Consider the following 15,855-nt stretch of genomic DNA (forward strand, 5'->3'; position numbering starts at 1 on the left):
TTTTTAATAATATCACAAAGAAAGGACTTAAACTATGAAGGAAAAAGCATTTGCGCTGTTTTCAGTTTTATGTCTACTACTCACTTGCCTTCCATTGACAGCTCTTGCTGTTGCGGAAGACACTGAATTTCCGTGTGCGGCTGTATCTGGCCAATCCCAAATTACGAATTATTCACCAGAAGATTCTGAGAATAAAGCTATGCCGCTTGCCTCTGAATCACTTGACTTCGCAGACAATACTCCTGTACAATACACTTATCAACTGACTTATTATGAAAATGATACTTCTCGGGTAGGTGTTGATCTGCATTTTACAGTTGGTGAGGATGCGCTGGCTTATAGTTTTTCCACTGATGGTGACGTAGCACGTATGGAACTGAATGATACCACTGTTATGCTACGAGGTCCGCTGTATGGAACATTTATGTCTAATGATATGGAATATAGCTTCTCTGCCAGTTTTACCAAATTAGAGGGAAGTGACGACGTAAATATTGGCTTGGTCATTACATCAACCGATTTTACATATCAGAAGATGTACAGCTTTGGGATGTTCGTCATGACTGAAGATGTCCACACTGCTTGGACTGAGTATCGCTCCCAGCATGCAACTGCTCTGGGCGATATGTCTGATGCAAATGCTTCCCCTACGGACACCAGAGCAAGTAGTGATTATGTGTACATTGGTTCTGATTACGGAGCTATCGGGCCTACAAATCAAACTTCGTTGAGTGGAGACGGAAATAGGCTCGGTGGATTTGTAGATAATGAGAACAAAAGAGTTATTCTTACACTATCATCCTACTGTCACCGTTTTGATCGTTCGAGTTTCTCCATGGGCACTTTTCTCTCTGCTTATGTTCAGGATTTTGAAATCGGATTGGAACAAACATCAAGCGCGTGTTATATCAGCGGAATTAGGGATGTTGAGATTCCGGGTGATGGAGACACTGCTGATTTAGATTTTGTATTTAGTACAGCAGATACCTTGCTTGGATTGTTACCGCCGCCATATAATGCAGGAGCGAGTATTATCCTTAGTATTTTGCAACTATCGTCTCCCGCTACATTTGAGTACTTAGACCGTTTTGATCATCAAAGAATACGGGTCGATGGTGGTACATGGAGTGAAATTAACTTGGATGATGCCCCCCTCCCCATTGAATTCCAACTTGCCAACTCCTCAACATCACCCAAAACCTTTACCGGAATTGGCTATGCCTCTCTTACCTATGTGGCAGATGTATATGACACGGTGTTTTACATTCCTACTGAAACTGCAGAAGTTTATATTAGTGTGACAAATGTAGATTAATCAACAAATGGAAGCTACAGAGTCGAATGCAAAACAGGAAGCAAGCAGGAAAAAAGAAGCAAAAAAGTCCCCTGATGGTGTAGCGTCCCGACAAAAACGAAAGAACTCTATTAGCGGAATTCTTTGAAATTGTAGATTTTTCAGTAAATTAAGGAATGCACCAAGAAGGATAAAGCCACGGCCGTCAGCCGTGGCTTTATCCGAATACAAAGCAACGGGAGATGAGGAAATATATGCTGAATAAGACAATACGCACAAAGATTATTTTTGCTATTGTATCGGCAATTATCAGTTCGCTTATTACGATGGCTATATATACAGGTATTGAACGGCACAGGGCAATTGCCGAATTTGGGCAATATATATACATATGTCAGCAATCCCTGCTACGCACACACAATGATATGCACGCGGGCCGTGACTTCCTACATTTTTCACCTAAAAATACTGCAAACCACATGAATCAAAGTAGAGAACACGCTCAAGATATTTACCAATGCGAATCATTGGATCATATTCGGCCAAGCCTTTTATATCTTGAGGATTTATATAGATTTATTCTTGTTGATGTGCTTGAGGATGTTGAATTGTTTGATATGTGCACAGGCCCTTTTTTAAAGGTGGATTTTTCCGGTGATCTGTGGCTCTATTTAGATGATTTGGACAGTTATTTGCAAACAGACAATGGCGCGAAAGCCTTTGCAACACTATCAGAGTATTTCGGTACTAATAGCGATAAGTCCATTGTATCATATTGCTGTGTGCGTGCAAAAATTCTCAAAACAACGTGTATTCACAGTGAAAAGGGGACAAAGTTACCTAAAATAAAGCGAGAAATCTCAAATACGATGCCTACAGCACGCAGGGACGGTTCTTATGTGTTATCCGCTTCGTACGATTCCGAACGGCTATCCGGTTAGCTGTGAAGTTTGGTGAATGGAAGCACCCTGTTTTTTCGACGGAGGGTGATTGTAAACGCAAAAGAACCGTCCCTTCGTGTGTAAGAAATGGGTGGGATTTGTATGATCATTCAACAGGTGCTGTGCGATCGCATCACGTGCAAATCGTCGTGGATGGCAATACCGCCAGCCTCACACCATATGTGACTCGTGCCTGCATTGACAGTAACGGAAAGATTTATATGAACAGTGCAGATAGCACCAAGAGATCCGTTGGCGTTTGGCAAACTCATGCTGCATTTTTATCTACGCTGAAAGATGAGCCTATTCGTTATTGAGAGGGTCGATAAACCGCAAAATTGAGTGGGAGGGTACTCTTATGTTTCAGAAAAAGTGGTCCAGACAGGTTCTTTTTATCCTCGCACTAACATTCTGTTTGGGTACGGCGCTTCTGCTCACTTCCCCTCAGCTTGGGGAGTTCTACCTCTCATCCAGGCTCCGTGAAGGCATGAATTCCAAATTGATTCATCCGTATTTTGAGGCCGCTGCCTCGGGTATCCGCATCTTTGGCGCAATCCTATGCTGTGGCAGTGCCCTGTTCGCCTACCGCTATTTGTTTGAGCGCAGGGATTCCGTCCAAAATTGACCCGCTTTTCGCATTTTCCCCCGCAGGGCGGGCCGTGTTCCGGTCCGGTCCGCCCCTCCTTTCCATGGTGCCCACAGCGCGGGCCCGCCGGGACGCACCGGCGGGCCCGCGCTCTTTCCCGCTTGCGGAACCATGGGAACTTCTTCCCGCGCCGCGTCTTTTTTGCTATACTGGAGCGGGAAGGGGGTGCGCCCTGTGCTGACGTATCTCATGCTGCTGGAGGAGGATGCCGACAAGGCCCGCTTCCAGCAGCTCTACGAACAATACCGGGGCCCCATGTACCGGACGGCGCTGCGTTATTTGAAGGACGAGGGCCGGGCCCAGGATGCGGTCCACGACGCCTTTGTAAAAATTGCTCTGCATTTTCAAAAAATTTCTGCGCTTTCCTGTATGGAAATGGGCTCCTACATCGTTACTATAGTAGAAAACCGCTGTATCGAGATCCTGCGCAAGGAAAAGCGGCGTCTGGACTGGGACGAGGACTGGGACATCCCCGCCCCCTCCGGCGCCGAGGACGAGGCGGGCTACCGCCGCCTGGTGGCCCTCGTGGACTCCATGCCGGAGACCTACCGGGAGGTCCTGACCCTGCGCTTTGTGCTGGAGTGGTCCAGCAAGGAGATCGCCCGGACCCTGGGCCTCTCTGTGGGGGCGGTCAACACCCGCATCTCCCGGGGGCGGGCCATGCTGATCCATCGGCTGAAGGAGGAGGGATACGATTATGACAGAACATGATTTTGACCCAATGCTCCGCGCCGCCCTCCTGGAGTCGGCCGCGAAGCGCTGGACCCTCGCCCTGGAGGACGGGCCGGAGCTGGTCTGGACGCCGGAGCGGGAGCGCCGGATGGCCCGACTGCTGGCCGACCCCTTCCGCCGGGCCAAACGGCACAGCCGTCCCCGGTGGCAGCGCTTTCTGGCCGCCGCCTGCCTGGCGCTGCTGTGTTCCCTTACCCTGTGGGGTCTGTATACCTCCAGCCCCACCGTGCGGGCCCGCGCGATCTGGAGCGCCGACGTAACGGAGGTGTGGTACGACGACCATGTGGAATTTACCTTCTTCCGCAAAGGGAACCCCGAACTGTCATATATGCGGCCCGGCTGGCTGCCGGAGGGATATGTCGAGACCTCGGCCAATGACTTGGGCCACAGATGGCACATCACCTATCAAAATGCAGCCGGTGAGCGGCTGGAGCTTAACTATGAAGTGCTGCACAGCGGTATGGTCCTGATGCTGGACAACGAGCACAGCAAGCGGGAATATGTGATGATCGGGAACTTGGGCGGTCAGCTTTTCCGCTCAAACACCGAAGGCTGGCCCAGTACCCTGCTGTGGTTCAGCGAGGCGGGGGATGTCCTTTTCATGCTGGACGGGGAGGCAGACCCGGACCTTCTGCTGCAAATCGCGGAGAGTGTGCCTGTCCGCTGATACCCAAAACTTTTTCGAAAAAGTTTTGAAAATCCTGTATGAAAATCATGTGCTCGTTCGTTACGAGGGTAGTAGGCCCCGCAGAGGGGCCCCATACGAAGGAGGAATGATTCCCATGAAGAGAAAAACGGCAAGATGCACCGCGCTGTCCCTGCTCCTGGCCCTGGCACTCGCCACGGCGGCCTTCGCCCGGTACAACGTTACCCGGGAGTGTACGCCCCGCCTTACCTTCTCCGGGACCACCGCCACCGCCGGCTTAGTTGTAAAGGCCCAGGCCGGCGCGTCCATCGAGGCCGACCTCACCCTGTACCGCCTCAATGGCTCCCGGCAGATCGAGGTGGCCTCCTGGAGTGAAAGCGGCGCCACCTCCCTGGCGTTCTCCGACACGGTGTCCTGCTCCCGGGGGTACGACTATCTGCTGGAGGTTGATGTCACTGTGGTAGGCGACGGCGGCAGCGACTACATCACCCAGTCGGCGTCGGCGTACTGTAGCTAACCAACCAACAACTCATTTTACTTATGAAAGGTGTGCGTTTTTATGAAGAAGTCCAAGAGGTTTTTCGGCTTTGCCTTGTCCGTTGCCCTGATGTGCTCCCTCACCACAGCCTTTGCCTTTCAGCCCGCATCGGTGGATACAACCTCAGCAGATAATGATGGGGTCCAACGCCGCGCCACCAGTTTTTCCTTTCAACTTGCTGCGAACGAGATGAAGCAATCCAGCGAGACTTACAATATCCAAGACGAGGATGCAACCCTTACTATCACATCCATGACATGGGATTTTGGCGCCCAGGAGCTTTTGGTCGGCTGGTATAATATAGATACCGGTGTGGACTACTTCGTCCGATTTACAGGCGGTGAAGTTTCAGACTTCGACATCAGTTCTTACCATCTTCCCGATGGGGACTACAGGGTATATGTAAAAAATAATGGTACTCGTGCGGTCACGGGTACGATACGATACAATGTGTCCCAGTAAATGCAGCAACTGCGACTAAGGTTGACGAGGCCACGCTGGATTCCGGGGCGATCGACGTGGGAGTGTGCACGTTTCTCGCCAGCCAATATGATATGTAAGAGGGAGGCAAACCATGAAAGTGATCCGCCAGGGCGTTCCGGCCCTGCTCTTGTCTCTGGCCATTCTCTCCGGCTCTGTCTGCCTGGCCTCCGGGGCGGAAGTCCAAACGGTCCGCGCCACGCTGTGGGATGCGTGGCCTATCACCGTGGACGAAACCCCCATCTGCACGGTCAACGAGTACGACCGCTTCCAATATCCGCTGGCCTACAACGGCTCCGTCTATATCCCGCTCCAAACGGTCAGCGATTGGCTGGGAGCCCGGTTCGACTGGGATGAGACCGCCAATACCGTGACCCTGACCAAGACCGGAGATCCCTATTACCGCCACTACACGCTGGACCAGCCCGCTCCATGGACGGAGGAAGAGCTCGCCCAATGTGACGCCGACAAGGCGGAGGGCGTAGAGATGGAGCTGCGGCCCGACATCCAAATCTATCTGGATGGAGAAAAGCAGACATTTACCGACGCTGCCGGGAACCGTATCCCCCCGGCAGCGTCCCGCGGCGTACTCCTTCTTCCGGTGCGCGGCGCGGCCCAGATGTGCGGGAAGGAGATCACCTATCTTCCCAGCAAGCCCGCCTCGCCGGGCGTCGAGGGAGGCTCCGTGACCGATTTCCCCCTGCTCTTTGAGCCGGTCCTCTCCGATGGCCGCGCCGCAAAGATCTTCCTGTACGACAAGCCGACAACGGCTCAACTGGACGGGGCGCAGGCGTTCCTCGACGAGGCTGAGCGGCTGATGTACGAGGGTCCTGTCAACGATCTGAGGGAACTTCTGGCCTGTGAGAGCCTGAGCGATGACGATTGTATTGCCCGTCTGCGCAGGATCGGCAACTATGCGGACGACTTCGCCCAACTGCCTCAGCCGGAGGCGGCATTTATGATCGCTCAGTATCGGGCCATCCTCACCAACGCGCAGGACCTGCGAACCTATGGTACGAATGAATTCATCTCCTCCGTCGAGCGCGGAGCGGCGCATTTTAATGATTTGAAAGGCGACAGCAGCTTTTCACGCATCATGACGCAAAAACTCTATCGGATGCGTTTCAGCATCGCGGAGGGCCTGCGTATGCTGGACGCCGTGCGGGCGCAGATACAGCAATGAGGCAGGGCGGGCCGTGTTCCGGTCCGGCCCGCCCCTCCTTTCCATGGTTCCCACAGCGCGGGCCTGCCGGTCACCCGGCGGGCCCGCGCTTTTTAAAAGTTTTTCAAAATCCTGTATGAAAATCATGTGCTCGTTCGTTATGAAAGTAGGAGGCCCCGCAGAGGGCCCCCATACGAAGGAGGATTGATTCCCATGAAGAGAAAAACGGCAAGATGCACCGTGCTGTCCCTGGTCCTGGCCCTGGCGCTCGCCACGGCGGCCTTCGCCCGGTACAACGTTACCCGGGAGTGTACGCCCCGCCTTACCTTCTCCGGGACCACCGCCACCGCCAGCTTAGTTGTAAAGGCCCAGGCCGGCGCGTCCATCGAGGCCGACCTCACCCTGTACCGCCTCAACGGCTCCCGGCAGATCGAGGTGGCCTCCTGGAGTGAAAGCGGCGCCACCTCCCTGGCGTTCTCCGACACGGTGTCCTGCTCCCGGGGTACGACTATCTGCTGGAGGTTGATGTCACTGTGGTAGGCGACAGCGGCAGCGACTACATCACCAAATCGGCGTCGGCGTACTGCGGGTGAGCCCTATGCCTTAAACCCTTCATGTTTTCTAGTTTTTAAGAATTGGAGGTTTTTTATGAAAAAGACATGTGTGATATCTATTGTTTTATGCCTAATTTCTTTAATAACTATTCTCGCCACCAATGCCACAGCTAATACTGGTGTTGTAGATGCCAGGGCCATTGCACTACACGCTCCTGCTCGTTTTTCTCCCACCGATGATTGGGACGAAAATGATATAATCATTGCAAAAGAAACTCCTCTTTATGATGTCAATGAGTCGTTGTATGCCTTTTGCTTTGACCTAAAAAACCAGGCAACCGAACAAACCGCATACATCGTTGTTTCCCTATCCAATGATGATTTTCCTATCATCATGTACTCTCCTCAAGGTGTATCACCTTATTATGACATGTCTACAGAAAATATAGCCGTTTTTTTGTCTGCCGGAGATTTTTATATTGATACCGGTAGTCATTACACTTCTTTAGTTAACGGTAATTCCATTGAAAAATCAGAATTACCGTCAGATGTTATATCCAATAGTGCTGAACTTCTTGACAACGGAGAAGATTTTTCGACGATTCGGCAAATGTATATAGATGGAACTTTCCCAAATGATAACCTACGTTCTGTCAGACGGGAGCGTAATTTGACCAGTGTTCCGAACTGGCAATGGACATACGGCTGCGCCCCAACCTCCATGGGCATGATTATCAGCTATCATTATGGGGGAAGCAAGTCGTCTATCTTATCAGGTCTTGCTGAATATATGAGTACAGACTCGCACGGTTTTACCACAAGTAGATCCACCATGGTAGGCGCTTATGATTATCTCGTTGAAGAACGTGGGATAACACCAACTACCTGCCAATGGGCAAGCAAAACCTTTTTGGGAGATCCACGAATGGGTGCCACGTATAATACAAAAAGCAAGTACGGTTCATATATTGATGCTGGCAATCCTGTATTAGTATCTGTATACAATGCTACCGACGGATCAGAAGAGGGATATACGGGTGGCTTTGGAGATCATGTTATGACCGGTGTCGGTTATATGTTTTCCGATGTTGATGGAGATTATATCATTGTCCATACTACACATGTGGGTGACGGAGATTGCTATATTTCTTTAGACTCTAGCGGCTTTGCAGAATATGCGTGGGGACTTTTTGAGCCCTGACAAAAAAATTGGAGTAGTGAGGCTATGAAAAGGTGCAAAATTATTTTGTGTCTACTCCTAGGCTTGTTCGCCCTGCTCGCCGGGCTCTGGCTGTTTCTGCCCTCTGCCGCCCAGGCCACCGGGCTGGATGATTACGCCGCCCACGGCGTTCACCGGGTGGTGTTAATCCCACGCCCTGGCTCCGGCGATCCACAGCGCGAAATTACCGCGCCGGAGGAAATCAATGACATCCTGGACTGGTTCTCCGGCGTCAAGGTGCGCCCCACCCTGGTACGCTACGGCGGGTCCTCCCTTGCGCTGATTTTCTACGCGCCGGACGCGGCGGAACCCCTGCGCGTCAATGTGGTCCGGGATATCTGCTATCATTTCAGCTCCGCCGGGCACGACGCGTCAGCGGGGCTCCTGCTCGCGGGCCTGCGCGACGTCTGGGCGCCCTTCCCCGCATCGTGACCATCCTTACTGCTTCCCCCGCAGGGCGGGCCGTGTTCCGGTCCGGCCCGCCCCTCCCTTCCATGGTTCCCACAGCGTGGGCCCGCTCTTTTTAAAAGTTTTTCAAAATCCTGTGCTCGTTCGTAATGAGAGCAGGAGGCCTCCACAGATGGGCCAAATACAGAGGAGGACGGATTCCCATGCAGAATCATACTCGTTACTCTAGTTTCCTATAATTCCAATGGCGGAGTTTCCTCTACCGTCTCTTTAGGCAACATATCTTTGTCAACAATTTCGCTGGTCGTTCGTTAGGGTGCGGAAATAAGGACGATACTATTATGAATGCTCTGAAGTGGCGCATCTTGGGTCGAGTCCTAGGTGGAATCTGTATCATTGCGGCGACTGTAACTTCTTTGTGTTACGTAAATATGTTGTCCGCACCTATCCCCAAAGCATTATTTATCCTCGGAGTTATCCTCTTTGTCGTTACTGAAATAAGTATGGCTGTTTCAGCATGGAAGCATCTCAAAAAATAACAAATAGGCAAGAGGCCATCTCTTAGGTTCACTAAATCACCATAAGCCCACCGCATATTTCACTCCCTCCTCCCCCGCAGGGCGGGCCGTGTTCCAGTCCGGCCCGCCCCTCCTTTCCATGGTTCCCACAGCATGGGCCCGCCGGGACATCCCGGCGGGCCCATGCTTTTTCCCCTACCCCCGCCAGAGCTCCTCCGGCGGCACGTCCAGCAGCAGCAGAGTCCCCGTCACCGCCAGCCAGGGCAGGGGGTCCCGCCCTGTTGGGAAGGGAAGCACCAGCTCCTGCCGCTCCAGCACCCGGCCGGTCACCGTCACCAACTCCCGCTGAAGGGCCACGCAGATCTGATCCCCCTCCAGGCTGGACAGGGTAATGCTGTCTTTGGGGGAGGGGCCGTAGCTCACCGCCCGGTCGGCCTTCAAATGCCGGGCCAGGGGTCCGGCGGAGCCGGGCAACAGCACCGTGCGGCAAGCGATGGCGCCGGCCCCTGCCCAGCCTACCGCTCCCGGTGAAACGGTGAGCAGGGAGAGCGCCTCCCCCGCCAGAGCCGCCGGGTGGGCCCCGGTCAGCAGCCGAAGCCCCGCCCGGCCCGCCGCCGCCAGCGCGGCTTCCACGGCCCCGGCCACGCCCTCTTCCCGCTCCCAGACGCCAATTTGCACCACAAAGCCTCACTCCTTTGCTACAGTTTGCGGTATTCCCCACCGGAATATGCAAAAAGCTCCGGTTTTCCGGGCGTGGGACCCCGCTTCCCCTTGACTTTTTCCGCCTGAAATCATAAAATGAACGATGAATTTACTTCGTAAAGGATTGAGAGTGACTATGGCACAGGACAAGAAGCAGGTGGAGCAGATCACCGACATGGAGGTGGACTTCGCCAAGTGGTTCACCGACGTGTGCAAAAAGGCCGAGCTCATCGACTATTCCAGCATCAAGGGCATGTTCATCTACCGGCCCTATGGCTACGCCATCTGGGAAAACATCCAGCACATCCTGGACGCGGAGTTCAAGAAGACCGGCCATGAGAACGTGTACCTGCCCATGCTCATCCCCGAGTCTCTGCTTCAGAAGGAGAAGGACCACGTGGAGGGCTTTGCCCCTGAGTGCGCCTGGGTGACCTGCGGCGGGGCCGACAAGCTGGAGGAGCGCTACTGCATCCGCCCCACCTCCGAGACCCTGTTCTGCGAGCATTACGCCAACATCATCCACTCCTGGCGGGACCTGCCCAAGCTCTACAACCAGTGGTGCTCCGTCCTGCGCTGGGAAAAGACCTCCCGCCCCTTCCTCCGCCACCGGGAGTTCCTGTGGCAGGAGGGCCACACCATGCACGCCACCGCCGAGGAGGCCGTGGCCGAGACCGAGCAGATGCTGAACATCTACGCCGACTTTATGGAAAACGTACTGGCCATGCCCGTGGTCAAGGGCCGCAAGACCGACAAGGAGAAGTTTTCCGGCGCCGAGGCCACCTACACCGTGGAGTGCATGATGCACGACAAGAAGGCTCTCCAGGGCGGCACCAGTCACTACTTCGGCGACGGCTTTGCCCGCGCCTTCGGCATCACCTTCACCGGCAAGGACAACCAGCCCCATTTCCCCCACCAGACCTCCTGGGGCGTATCCACCCGCATGATCGGCGGCATCATCATGACCCACGGCGACAACAACGGCCTGGTGCTGCCCCCCCGGGTAGCTCCCATCCAGGTGGTCATCATCCCCGTGGCCCAGCACAAGCCTGGCGTCCTCGAGGCCAACGCCGCCGTGATGGACCGGCTGGTAAAGGCGGGCTTCCGGGTAAAGATGGATGCTTCCGAGCAGTCCCCCGGCTGGAAGTTCGCCGAGTACGAGATGAAGGGCGTGCCCCTGCGCCTGGAGCTGGGCCCCAAGGACCTGGAGAAGAACCAGTGCGTGCTGGTCCGCCGGGACTCCGGCGAGAAGGTGTTCGTCTCCCTGGACGGCATTGAGCAGACCGTGGCCGGCACACTGGACGCCATCCACGACGGGCTGTACGCCAAGGCCAGGAAGAATCTGGAGGAAAACACCTATCCCGCCTACTCTCTGGCGGAGGCCAAGGCCATTCAGGAGGAGAAGGGCGGCTTCATCAAGACCATGTGGTGCGGCGATCTGGAATGCGAGCTGAAGATGAAGGAGGAGGCCGGCATGTCCTCCCGCTGCATCCCCTTTGAGCAGGAGCACCTGAGCGACGTATGCCCCATCTGCGGCAAGCCCGCCAAGCATATGATCTACTGGGGCGTGGCGTATTAACCGCAAATTGTGGAAAAAAGGCCGCATGTCGTACGACATGCGGCCTTTTTGTTTCTTACAGCACCTTCGACAAAAACTCGATGGTACGCGGTTCCTTGGGGCTGGCAAAGAACTCCGCGGGGGTGTTCTGCTCCAGGATGTGCCCGCCATCCATAAACAGCACCCGGGAGCCCACCTCCCGGGCAAAGCCCATCTCATGGGTGACCACCACCATGGTCATGCCCTCCCGGGCCAGCTCCTTCATGACGTCCAGCACCTCGCCCACCATCTCGGGGTCCAGGGCGGAGGTGGGCTCGTCAAAGAGCATCAGCTTGGGCTTCATGGCCAGGGCCCGCACGATGGCAATCCGCTGCTTCTGGCCGCCGGAGAGCTGAGCAGGGTAGGCGTCCGCCTTTTCCTCCAGGCCTACCCGGCGCAGGAGCTTAACCGCCTCGCAATCGGCCTCTTCCTGCTTCATCAGGCCGGTCCGCACCGGGGCCAGGGTGATGTTCTTTCGGATGGTCATGTTGGGAAACAGGTTGAAGTGCTGGAACACCATCCCCATCTGACGCCGGACCGCGTTGATGTCCACCTTGGGGTCGGTGATGTCGGTGCCGTCAAAGGTGATGGTCCCGGCCGTAGGCTCTTCCAGCAGGTTGAGGCAGCGCAGGAAGGTGGATTTTCCCGAGCCGGAGGGTCCAATGACCACCACCTTTTCCCCGGGATAGATGTGCTCGGAAATATCGTCCAGGACCAGGTTGGCCCCAAAGGACTTGGAGAGGTGTTTAACGTCGATCACTTTGACGCAGCCTCCTTTCCAGCTTGCCCTGGAGCCAGGTCAGAAGCATCACGATGATCAGATACATCGCCGCAATGCCCACATAGGGAAACATGTACTCATAGGTCTTTGCGCCCACCGCCTCGGCAAAGTAGACCAGTTCGGTGCCGCCGATAGCCGAGACCAAGGAGGTATCCTTAAAGAGGGTGATCAGCTCGTTGCCCAGGGCAGGCAGAATGTTCTTGAACGCCTGGGGGATGACGATAAAGCGCATGGTGTCAACGTATCCCAGCCCCAAAGATCGGCTCGCCTCGCTCTGCCCCACGTCCACGGACATGAGGCCGCCCCGGACGATCTCCGCCACATAGGCCCCCGAGTTGATCCCCAGACCCAGAATCCCCACCATGGTGTGGTTCCGGCTGGTCTTGAAAATGACAAAGCCCCAAATGAGCAGTTGGACCATCATGGGGGTGCCCCGAATGACAGTGGTATACACTTTGCACAAAGCGTTCAAAATCCCCAGCGCCAGATTCTTGCTGCCCACGCGCTGCTGGTCGTGGGCGGTACGGATCACCGCCACCAGCACGCCCAGAATGACGCCGATAACCAGGGCGGTAATGGTAAGTTCCAGGGTGATTCCCATTCCCTTAAGATAGAGCTTCCAGCGGTCCCCTTCAAGGAAGGCCCGGCTGAACCCCCTGCTGAACCAGTCCAGGAACTCTATGAACCGAGTACCCATAGACGCTCTCCTTTCTCTTCCTCAGCAGTGGAAGAAACGTGAGAAAGGCGGCTCCCGGAACGCAGCCCGGGAGTCGCCGCCTCAACGTTCCCTTTTAGTCCGCAGTGATATACCGATCCACGATGGCCTGGAAGGTACCATCCGCCTTCAGCTCAGTCATGGCGGCGTTCACCGCCTCCAGCAGGGCGGTGTTGCCCTTCTTCATGCCGATGGCGTAGTCCTCCTCCACCCAGGGGGTCTCCAGGATGGTCAGGCCCTCGTTGGCGGCCACATAGGCCTTGGCGGGCTCGTTGTCGATGATGACGCAGTCCACCTGGCCGTTCTTCAGGGCCTCCACGGCCAGAGCGCCCGTCTCATAGGCGATGACGTGGTCCTCACCGTAGCCGCCGTTCTCCGGGGTATCGGAGGCGTAGAGGTAACCGGTGGTGGCCTTCTGGCAGCCGATCATCTTCTCGCCCAGATTGTCCATGGTCACGTCGGAGCCCTCCTTGACAATGACCACCTGAATGCCGGTGGCGTAGCTGTCGGAGAAGTCCATGACCTCCTGACGGTCCGGAGTAACGGAGACGCCGGCCATGACGATATCGCTCTGGCCGTTCTGAGCGGCCAGCAGGGCGGCGTCAAACCCCATGTCGTCCACCACCAGCTCCAGGCCCAGCTTCTCGGCAATGGCGCCTGCCACCTCAACATCAATGCCCTCGAAGGTACCGTCGTCCTTCACCATCTCATAGGGAGGGAAGGCGGCGTTGGTGGACATGTGAAGCTTGCCGGCCTCCACGGTGGTCAAGCCGCTCTCGGCGGGAGCGCTGGCGGAGGGTGCGGGGGCGCTGGCGCTGGGGGAGGGAGATGCGCTGCCGCCGCCGGAGCAGGCGGCCAGCAGAGACAGGCTCATAGCCAGGCCCAGAGCCAGGCAGAGCACCTTTTTCATCTGTTTCATTCCTATCCTCTTCCTTTCAGCCTTTGGCTTTTCCTATGCGGATGATTATACAGCATCTCTCGCAAATATTCAAGCCTTTTTTCATATTACTGCAATTTTATGCAAATGCAAAGGAATATGCATGAATGTCCGTATAAAATGGTCACCCTGCATAAAGGCAAAACGAGACCGCGCCGTTCGGCGCGGTCTCGTTTTGTCGGTAAAGGCTCAGCCCTTGGTGCAGTAGCCGTAGATGAAGTAGCCCAGGGGGGTGTAGAAGGCGCCGCTGATGTCGTCGGCCATCATATACTTCTGGGTGTAGAAGTAGATGGGGCCCAGCGCCCAATCCTGACCGATGATGATGTCCTCGGCCTTGTGGAAGTAGCTCATGCGCTCGGCGGGATCAGACGTGGCCTTGGCCGCGTCGATCATGGCGTCGTACTCGGGGTTGGAGTACTGGGCGTCGTTGTTGCCGCCGCCGGTGTACCACATATCCAGGAAGGAGCAGGGATCGTTGTAGTCGGCGATCCAGCCGTTGCGGGCGATCTGGTACTCGCCCTTCTTACGGGTCTCCAGGAAGGCGTTCCACTCCTGGTTCTGGAGCTGCACGGTGACGCCCAGCTCCTCCTGCCACATCTGCTGCAGGGCCTCGCCCACGGCCTTGTGGGCGTCGGAGGTGTTATACAGGTAGGTCACGGTGGGGAAGCCCTCGCCGTTGGGATAGCCGGCCTCAGCCAGCAACTGGCGGGCCTTCTCACAGTTGGCCTGGTAGGTGGCGTCGTCCACAGGGGCGTCCCAGTAGTCGCCGCCCACGGTGCGGAAGTCATCGCCGTTGGGATCGGCGTCATAGATGCCGGCGGGCACGAAGCCGGTGGCGGGCACCTGGCCGGTCTGGGTCACCTGCTCCACAATATACTTGGAGTCGATGGCCAGAGTAAAGGCCTGGCGGACCAGGGCGTTGTCAAAGGGCGCGGCCTGGGTCTGATAGCAGACATAGTAGGTGCCAATATAATCCACGATGTTCAGCTCGCCGGAAGCCAGCAGTCCAGCGATCTCATCCACGGGCATATCCTCGATGAACTGCAGGTCGCCGGAACGGTAGGCGGCCAGCATGGAGTTCTGATCCTCCATGAGCTGGAAGGTCAGAGAGTTGGGGCCCAGGTTAGCGGCATCATAGTGGTACTCGTTGGGCACCATCTTGATGTAGGAATCATGAACCCACTCGGCCAGCTTCCAGGGGCCGTTGGAGATATAGTGGCTGGAGTTGTCGTCGGTGGTCCAGGTATCGCCATAGGCCTCAATGATGTCCTGACGGACAGGGAAGGCGGCGGGGAAGGCGCAGATCTCCAGGAAGTAGGGGCAGTCGTAGGTCAGGTTGACCACGAAGGTGCTCTCGTCGGGAGCGGAGACGCCCAGGGTGGTGGGGTCGGCCTCACCGGCGTTGACCGCGGCGTAGCCCTGCACCATGTCGATCATGTAGCAGTAATCGGCGGCGGTCAGGGGGTTGGCCAGGCGCTGCCAGGAGTACACGAAGTCGTTGGCGGTGACGGGCTGGCCGTCGGACCACTTGGCGTCGGAGCGAATCTTGAAGGTGTAGGTCACCGTGCCGTCGCCGTTGTCGGTCTTCTCATAGCTCTCGGCCTGGCCGGCCGCCAGCGCGGCGTAGTTCATGTTACCCTTTTCGTTGACGGGGTTGCCGCTGTCGACCCACTTCATCAGGCCCTCAAACATATGCTGGGTCATGATGGCGCCGTCCACGGCGGAGTTCAGAGCGGGGTCGATGGTCTGGGGCTCGGACGCGATGCACACCGCCATGTCGAAGCCCTCGGCCGGGGTGCTCTCGGCGGGAGCCGAGGCGGACGGAGAGGGCGAGGGGCTCTGAGCGCTGGTGCCGCCGCAGCCGGACAGCAGCATGCCCAGAGACATGACGCCTACCAGAGCCAGGGCAAGCAGTCTCTTACGGTTCTTCATTTCAATACCTCCTGATTGATTTTGTATCATCTATAAGCCTATGCAGGCGTGATACC

The 15,855-nt window shown here is 56.0% G+C and carries 17 protein-coding genes; 12 read left to right on the forward strand and 5 right to left on the reverse strand.

The window, feature by feature from the left end; all coding sequences use genetic code 11:
• Window positions 1-34 precede the first annotated feature (34 nt).
• The 11 genes from BN2154_RS15645 (at window position 35) to BN2154_RS02500 (ending at window position 8,644) form a co-directional block, all read left to right on the forward strand.
• On the forward strand, window positions 35-1,315 hold the full coding sequence (locus BN2154_RS15645; RefSeq protein WP_154666623.1) for a hypothetical protein: 1,281 nt from the start codon (window positions 35-37) through the stop codon (window positions 1,313-1,315).
• Between the two features lie 233 nt (window positions 1,316-1,548).
• Window positions 1,549-2,235, forward strand: coding sequence for a hypothetical protein (locus tag BN2154_RS15650; RefSeq protein ID WP_154666624.1), 687 nt, complete (start codon window positions 1,549-1,551; stop codon window positions 2,233-2,235).
• 358 nt (window positions 2,236-2,593) lie between these two features.
• On the forward strand, window positions 2,594-2,860 hold the full coding sequence (locus tag BN2154_RS02465; RefSeq protein ID WP_050617282.1) for a hypothetical protein: 267 nt from the start codon (window positions 2,594-2,596) through the stop codon (window positions 2,858-2,860).
• 195 nt (window positions 2,861-3,055) lie between these two features.
• Complete coding sequence (locus tag BN2154_RS02470; RefSeq protein ID WP_050617283.1) at window positions 3,056-3,592, forward strand: RNA polymerase sigma factor; 537 nt, start codon at window positions 3,056-3,058, stop codon at window positions 3,590-3,592.
• On the forward strand, window positions 3,579-4,280 hold the full coding sequence (locus BN2154_RS02475; protein ID WP_094762320.1) for a DUF4367 domain-containing protein: 702 nt from the start codon (window positions 3,579-3,581) through the stop codon (window positions 4,278-4,280). Before BN2154_RS02470 ends, BN2154_RS02475 begins: the two co-directional genes overlap by 14 nt.
• 115 nt (window positions 4,281-4,395) lie before the next feature.
• Window positions 4,396-4,776: a hypothetical protein gene (locus BN2154_RS02480; protein ID WP_050617285.1), complete on the forward strand. Its 381-nt coding sequence runs from the start codon at window positions 4,396-4,398 to the stop codon at window positions 4,774-4,776.
• A gap of 42 nt (window positions 4,777-4,818) precedes the next feature.
• Entirely contained in the window at window positions 4,819-5,259 is a 441-nt protein-coding gene (locus BN2154_RS02485; protein ID WP_050617286.1) for a hypothetical protein, read from the forward strand.
• 112 nt (window positions 5,260-5,371) lie between these two features.
• The gene (locus BN2154_RS02490; protein ID WP_050617287.1) at window positions 5,372-6,460 is read left to right on the forward strand and encodes a stalk domain-containing protein; all 1,089 of its coding nucleotides are present in this window, start codon (window positions 5,372-5,374) and stop codon (window positions 6,458-6,460) included.
• 192 nt (window positions 6,461-6,652) lie between these two features.
• A complete protein-coding gene (locus tag BN2154_RS02495; protein WP_050617288.1) occupies window positions 6,653-6,979 on the forward strand; it encodes a hypothetical protein in 327 nt (108 codons plus the stop codon).
• Between the two features lie 108 nt (window positions 6,980-7,087).
• Entirely contained in the window at window positions 7,088-8,194 is a 1,107-nt protein-coding gene (locus BN2154_RS15055; protein WP_094762321.1) for a C39 family peptidase, read from the forward strand.
• A gap of 24 nt (window positions 8,195-8,218) precedes the next feature.
• Window positions 8,219-8,644 (forward strand): hypothetical protein, encoded by a 426-nt coding sequence (locus tag BN2154_RS02500; RefSeq protein ID WP_154666625.1) that lies wholly within the window; start codon window positions 8,219-8,221, stop codon window positions 8,642-8,644.
• 689 nt (window positions 8,645-9,333) lie between these two features.
• Here BN2154_RS02500 and BN2154_RS02505 read toward each other — a convergent pair.
• On the reverse strand, window positions 9,334-9,819 hold the full coding sequence (locus BN2154_RS02505) for a hypothetical protein (protein WP_242853672.1): 486 nt from the start codon (window positions 9,817-9,819) through the stop codon (window positions 9,334-9,336).
• A 157-nt stretch (window positions 9,820-9,976) separates the two neighbouring features.
• On the opposite strand from BN2154_RS02505, the gene proS reads away from it, so the two are divergent.
• Window positions 9,977-11,416 carry a proline--tRNA ligase gene (gene proS, locus BN2154_RS02510; RefSeq protein WP_050617290.1) on the forward strand — a complete coding sequence of 480 codons (1,440 nt, stop codon included), beginning with the start codon at window positions 9,977-9,979 and terminating at the stop codon, window positions 11,414-11,416.
• A gap of 55 nt (window positions 11,417-11,471) precedes the next feature.
• Here the strand turns inward: proS and BN2154_RS02515 are convergent, their stop codons facing one another.
• The 4 genes from BN2154_RS02515 to BN2154_RS02530 form a co-directional block, all read right to left on the reverse strand.
• Window positions 11,472-12,194 carry an amino acid ABC transporter ATP-binding protein gene (locus tag BN2154_RS02515; RefSeq protein ID WP_050617291.1) on the reverse strand — a complete coding sequence of 241 codons (723 nt, stop codon included), beginning with the start codon at window positions 12,192-12,194 and terminating at the stop codon, window positions 11,472-11,474.
• Window positions 12,181-12,912, reverse strand: coding sequence for an amino acid ABC transporter permease (locus BN2154_RS02520; protein ID WP_050617292.1), 732 nt, complete (start codon window positions 12,910-12,912; stop codon window positions 12,181-12,183). Before BN2154_RS02520 ends, BN2154_RS02515 begins: the two co-directional genes overlap by 14 nt.
• Before the next feature lie 94 nt (window positions 12,913-13,006).
• Window positions 13,007-13,849, reverse strand: a complete 843-nt coding sequence (locus tag BN2154_RS02525) for a transporter substrate-binding domain-containing protein (protein WP_368013981.1) — start codon at window positions 13,847-13,849, stop codon at window positions 13,007-13,009.
• 207 nt (window positions 13,850-14,056) lie between these two features.
• Complete coding sequence (locus BN2154_RS02530) at window positions 14,057-15,799, reverse strand: peptide ABC transporter substrate-binding protein (protein WP_050617293.1); 1,743 nt, start codon at window positions 15,797-15,799, stop codon at window positions 14,057-14,059.
• Between the last annotated feature and the right edge of the window lie 56 nt (window positions 15,800-15,855).

The sequence above is a fragment of the Intestinimonas massiliensis (ex Afouda et al. 2020) genome (genome assembly GCF_001244995.1).
GTDB lineage: Bacteria > Bacillota > Clostridia > Oscillospirales > Oscillospiraceae > Intestinimonas > Intestinimonas massiliensis.

What these genes read in the sequence shown, in the direction of transcription:
- BN2154_RS15055 (WP_094762321.1), top strand. Translation starts at nt 7,088, where the DNA reads ATGAAAAAGACATGTGTGATATCTATTGTTTTATGCCTAATTTCTTTA.
- BN2154_RS15650 (WP_154666624.1), top strand. Translation starts at nt 1,549, where the DNA reads ATGCTGAATAAGACAATACGCACAAAGATTATTTTTGCTATTGTATCG.
- BN2154_RS02465 (WP_050617282.1), top strand. Translation starts at nt 2,594, where the DNA reads ATGTTTCAGAAAAAGTGGTCCAGACAGGTTCTTTTTATCCTCGCACTA.
- BN2154_RS02520 (WP_050617292.1), bottom strand. Translation starts at nt 12,912, where the DNA reads ATGGGTACTCGGTTCATAGAGTTCCTGGACTGGTTCAGCAGGGGGTTC.
- BN2154_RS02530 (WP_050617293.1), bottom strand. Translation starts at nt 15,799, where the DNA reads ATGAAGAACCGTAAGAGACTGCTTGCCCTGGCTCTGGTAGGCGTCATG.
- BN2154_RS15645 (WP_154666623.1), top strand. Translation starts at nt 35, where the DNA reads ATGAAGGAAAAAGCATTTGCGCTGTTTTCAGTTTTATGTCTACTACTC.
- BN2154_RS02485 (WP_050617286.1), top strand. Translation starts at nt 4,819, where the DNA reads ATGAAGAAGTCCAAGAGGTTTTTCGGCTTTGCCTTGTCCGTTGCCCTG.
- BN2154_RS02480 (WP_050617285.1), top strand. Translation starts at nt 4,396, where the DNA reads ATGAAGAGAAAAACGGCAAGATGCACCGCGCTGTCCCTGCTCCTGGCC.
- BN2154_RS02495 (WP_050617288.1), top strand. Translation starts at nt 6,653, where the DNA reads ATGAAGAGAAAAACGGCAAGATGCACCGTGCTGTCCCTGGTCCTGGCC.
- BN2154_RS02475 (WP_094762320.1), top strand. Translation starts at nt 3,579, where the DNA reads ATGACAGAACATGATTTTGACCCAATGCTCCGCGCCGCCCTCCTGGAG.
- proS (WP_050617290.1), top strand. Translation starts at nt 9,977, where the DNA reads ATGGCACAGGACAAGAAGCAGGTGGAGCAGATCACCGACATGGAGGTG.
- BN2154_RS02525 (WP_368013981.1), bottom strand. Translation starts at nt 13,849, where the DNA reads ATGAAACAGATGAAAAAGGTGCTCTGCCTGGCTCTGGGCCTGGCTATG.
- BN2154_RS02490 (WP_050617287.1), top strand. Translation starts at nt 5,372, where the DNA reads ATGAAAGTGATCCGCCAGGGCGTTCCGGCCCTGCTCTTGTCTCTGGCC.
- BN2154_RS02500 (WP_154666625.1), top strand. Translation starts at nt 8,219, where the DNA reads ATGAAAAGGTGCAAAATTATTTTGTGTCTACTCCTAGGCTTGTTCGCC.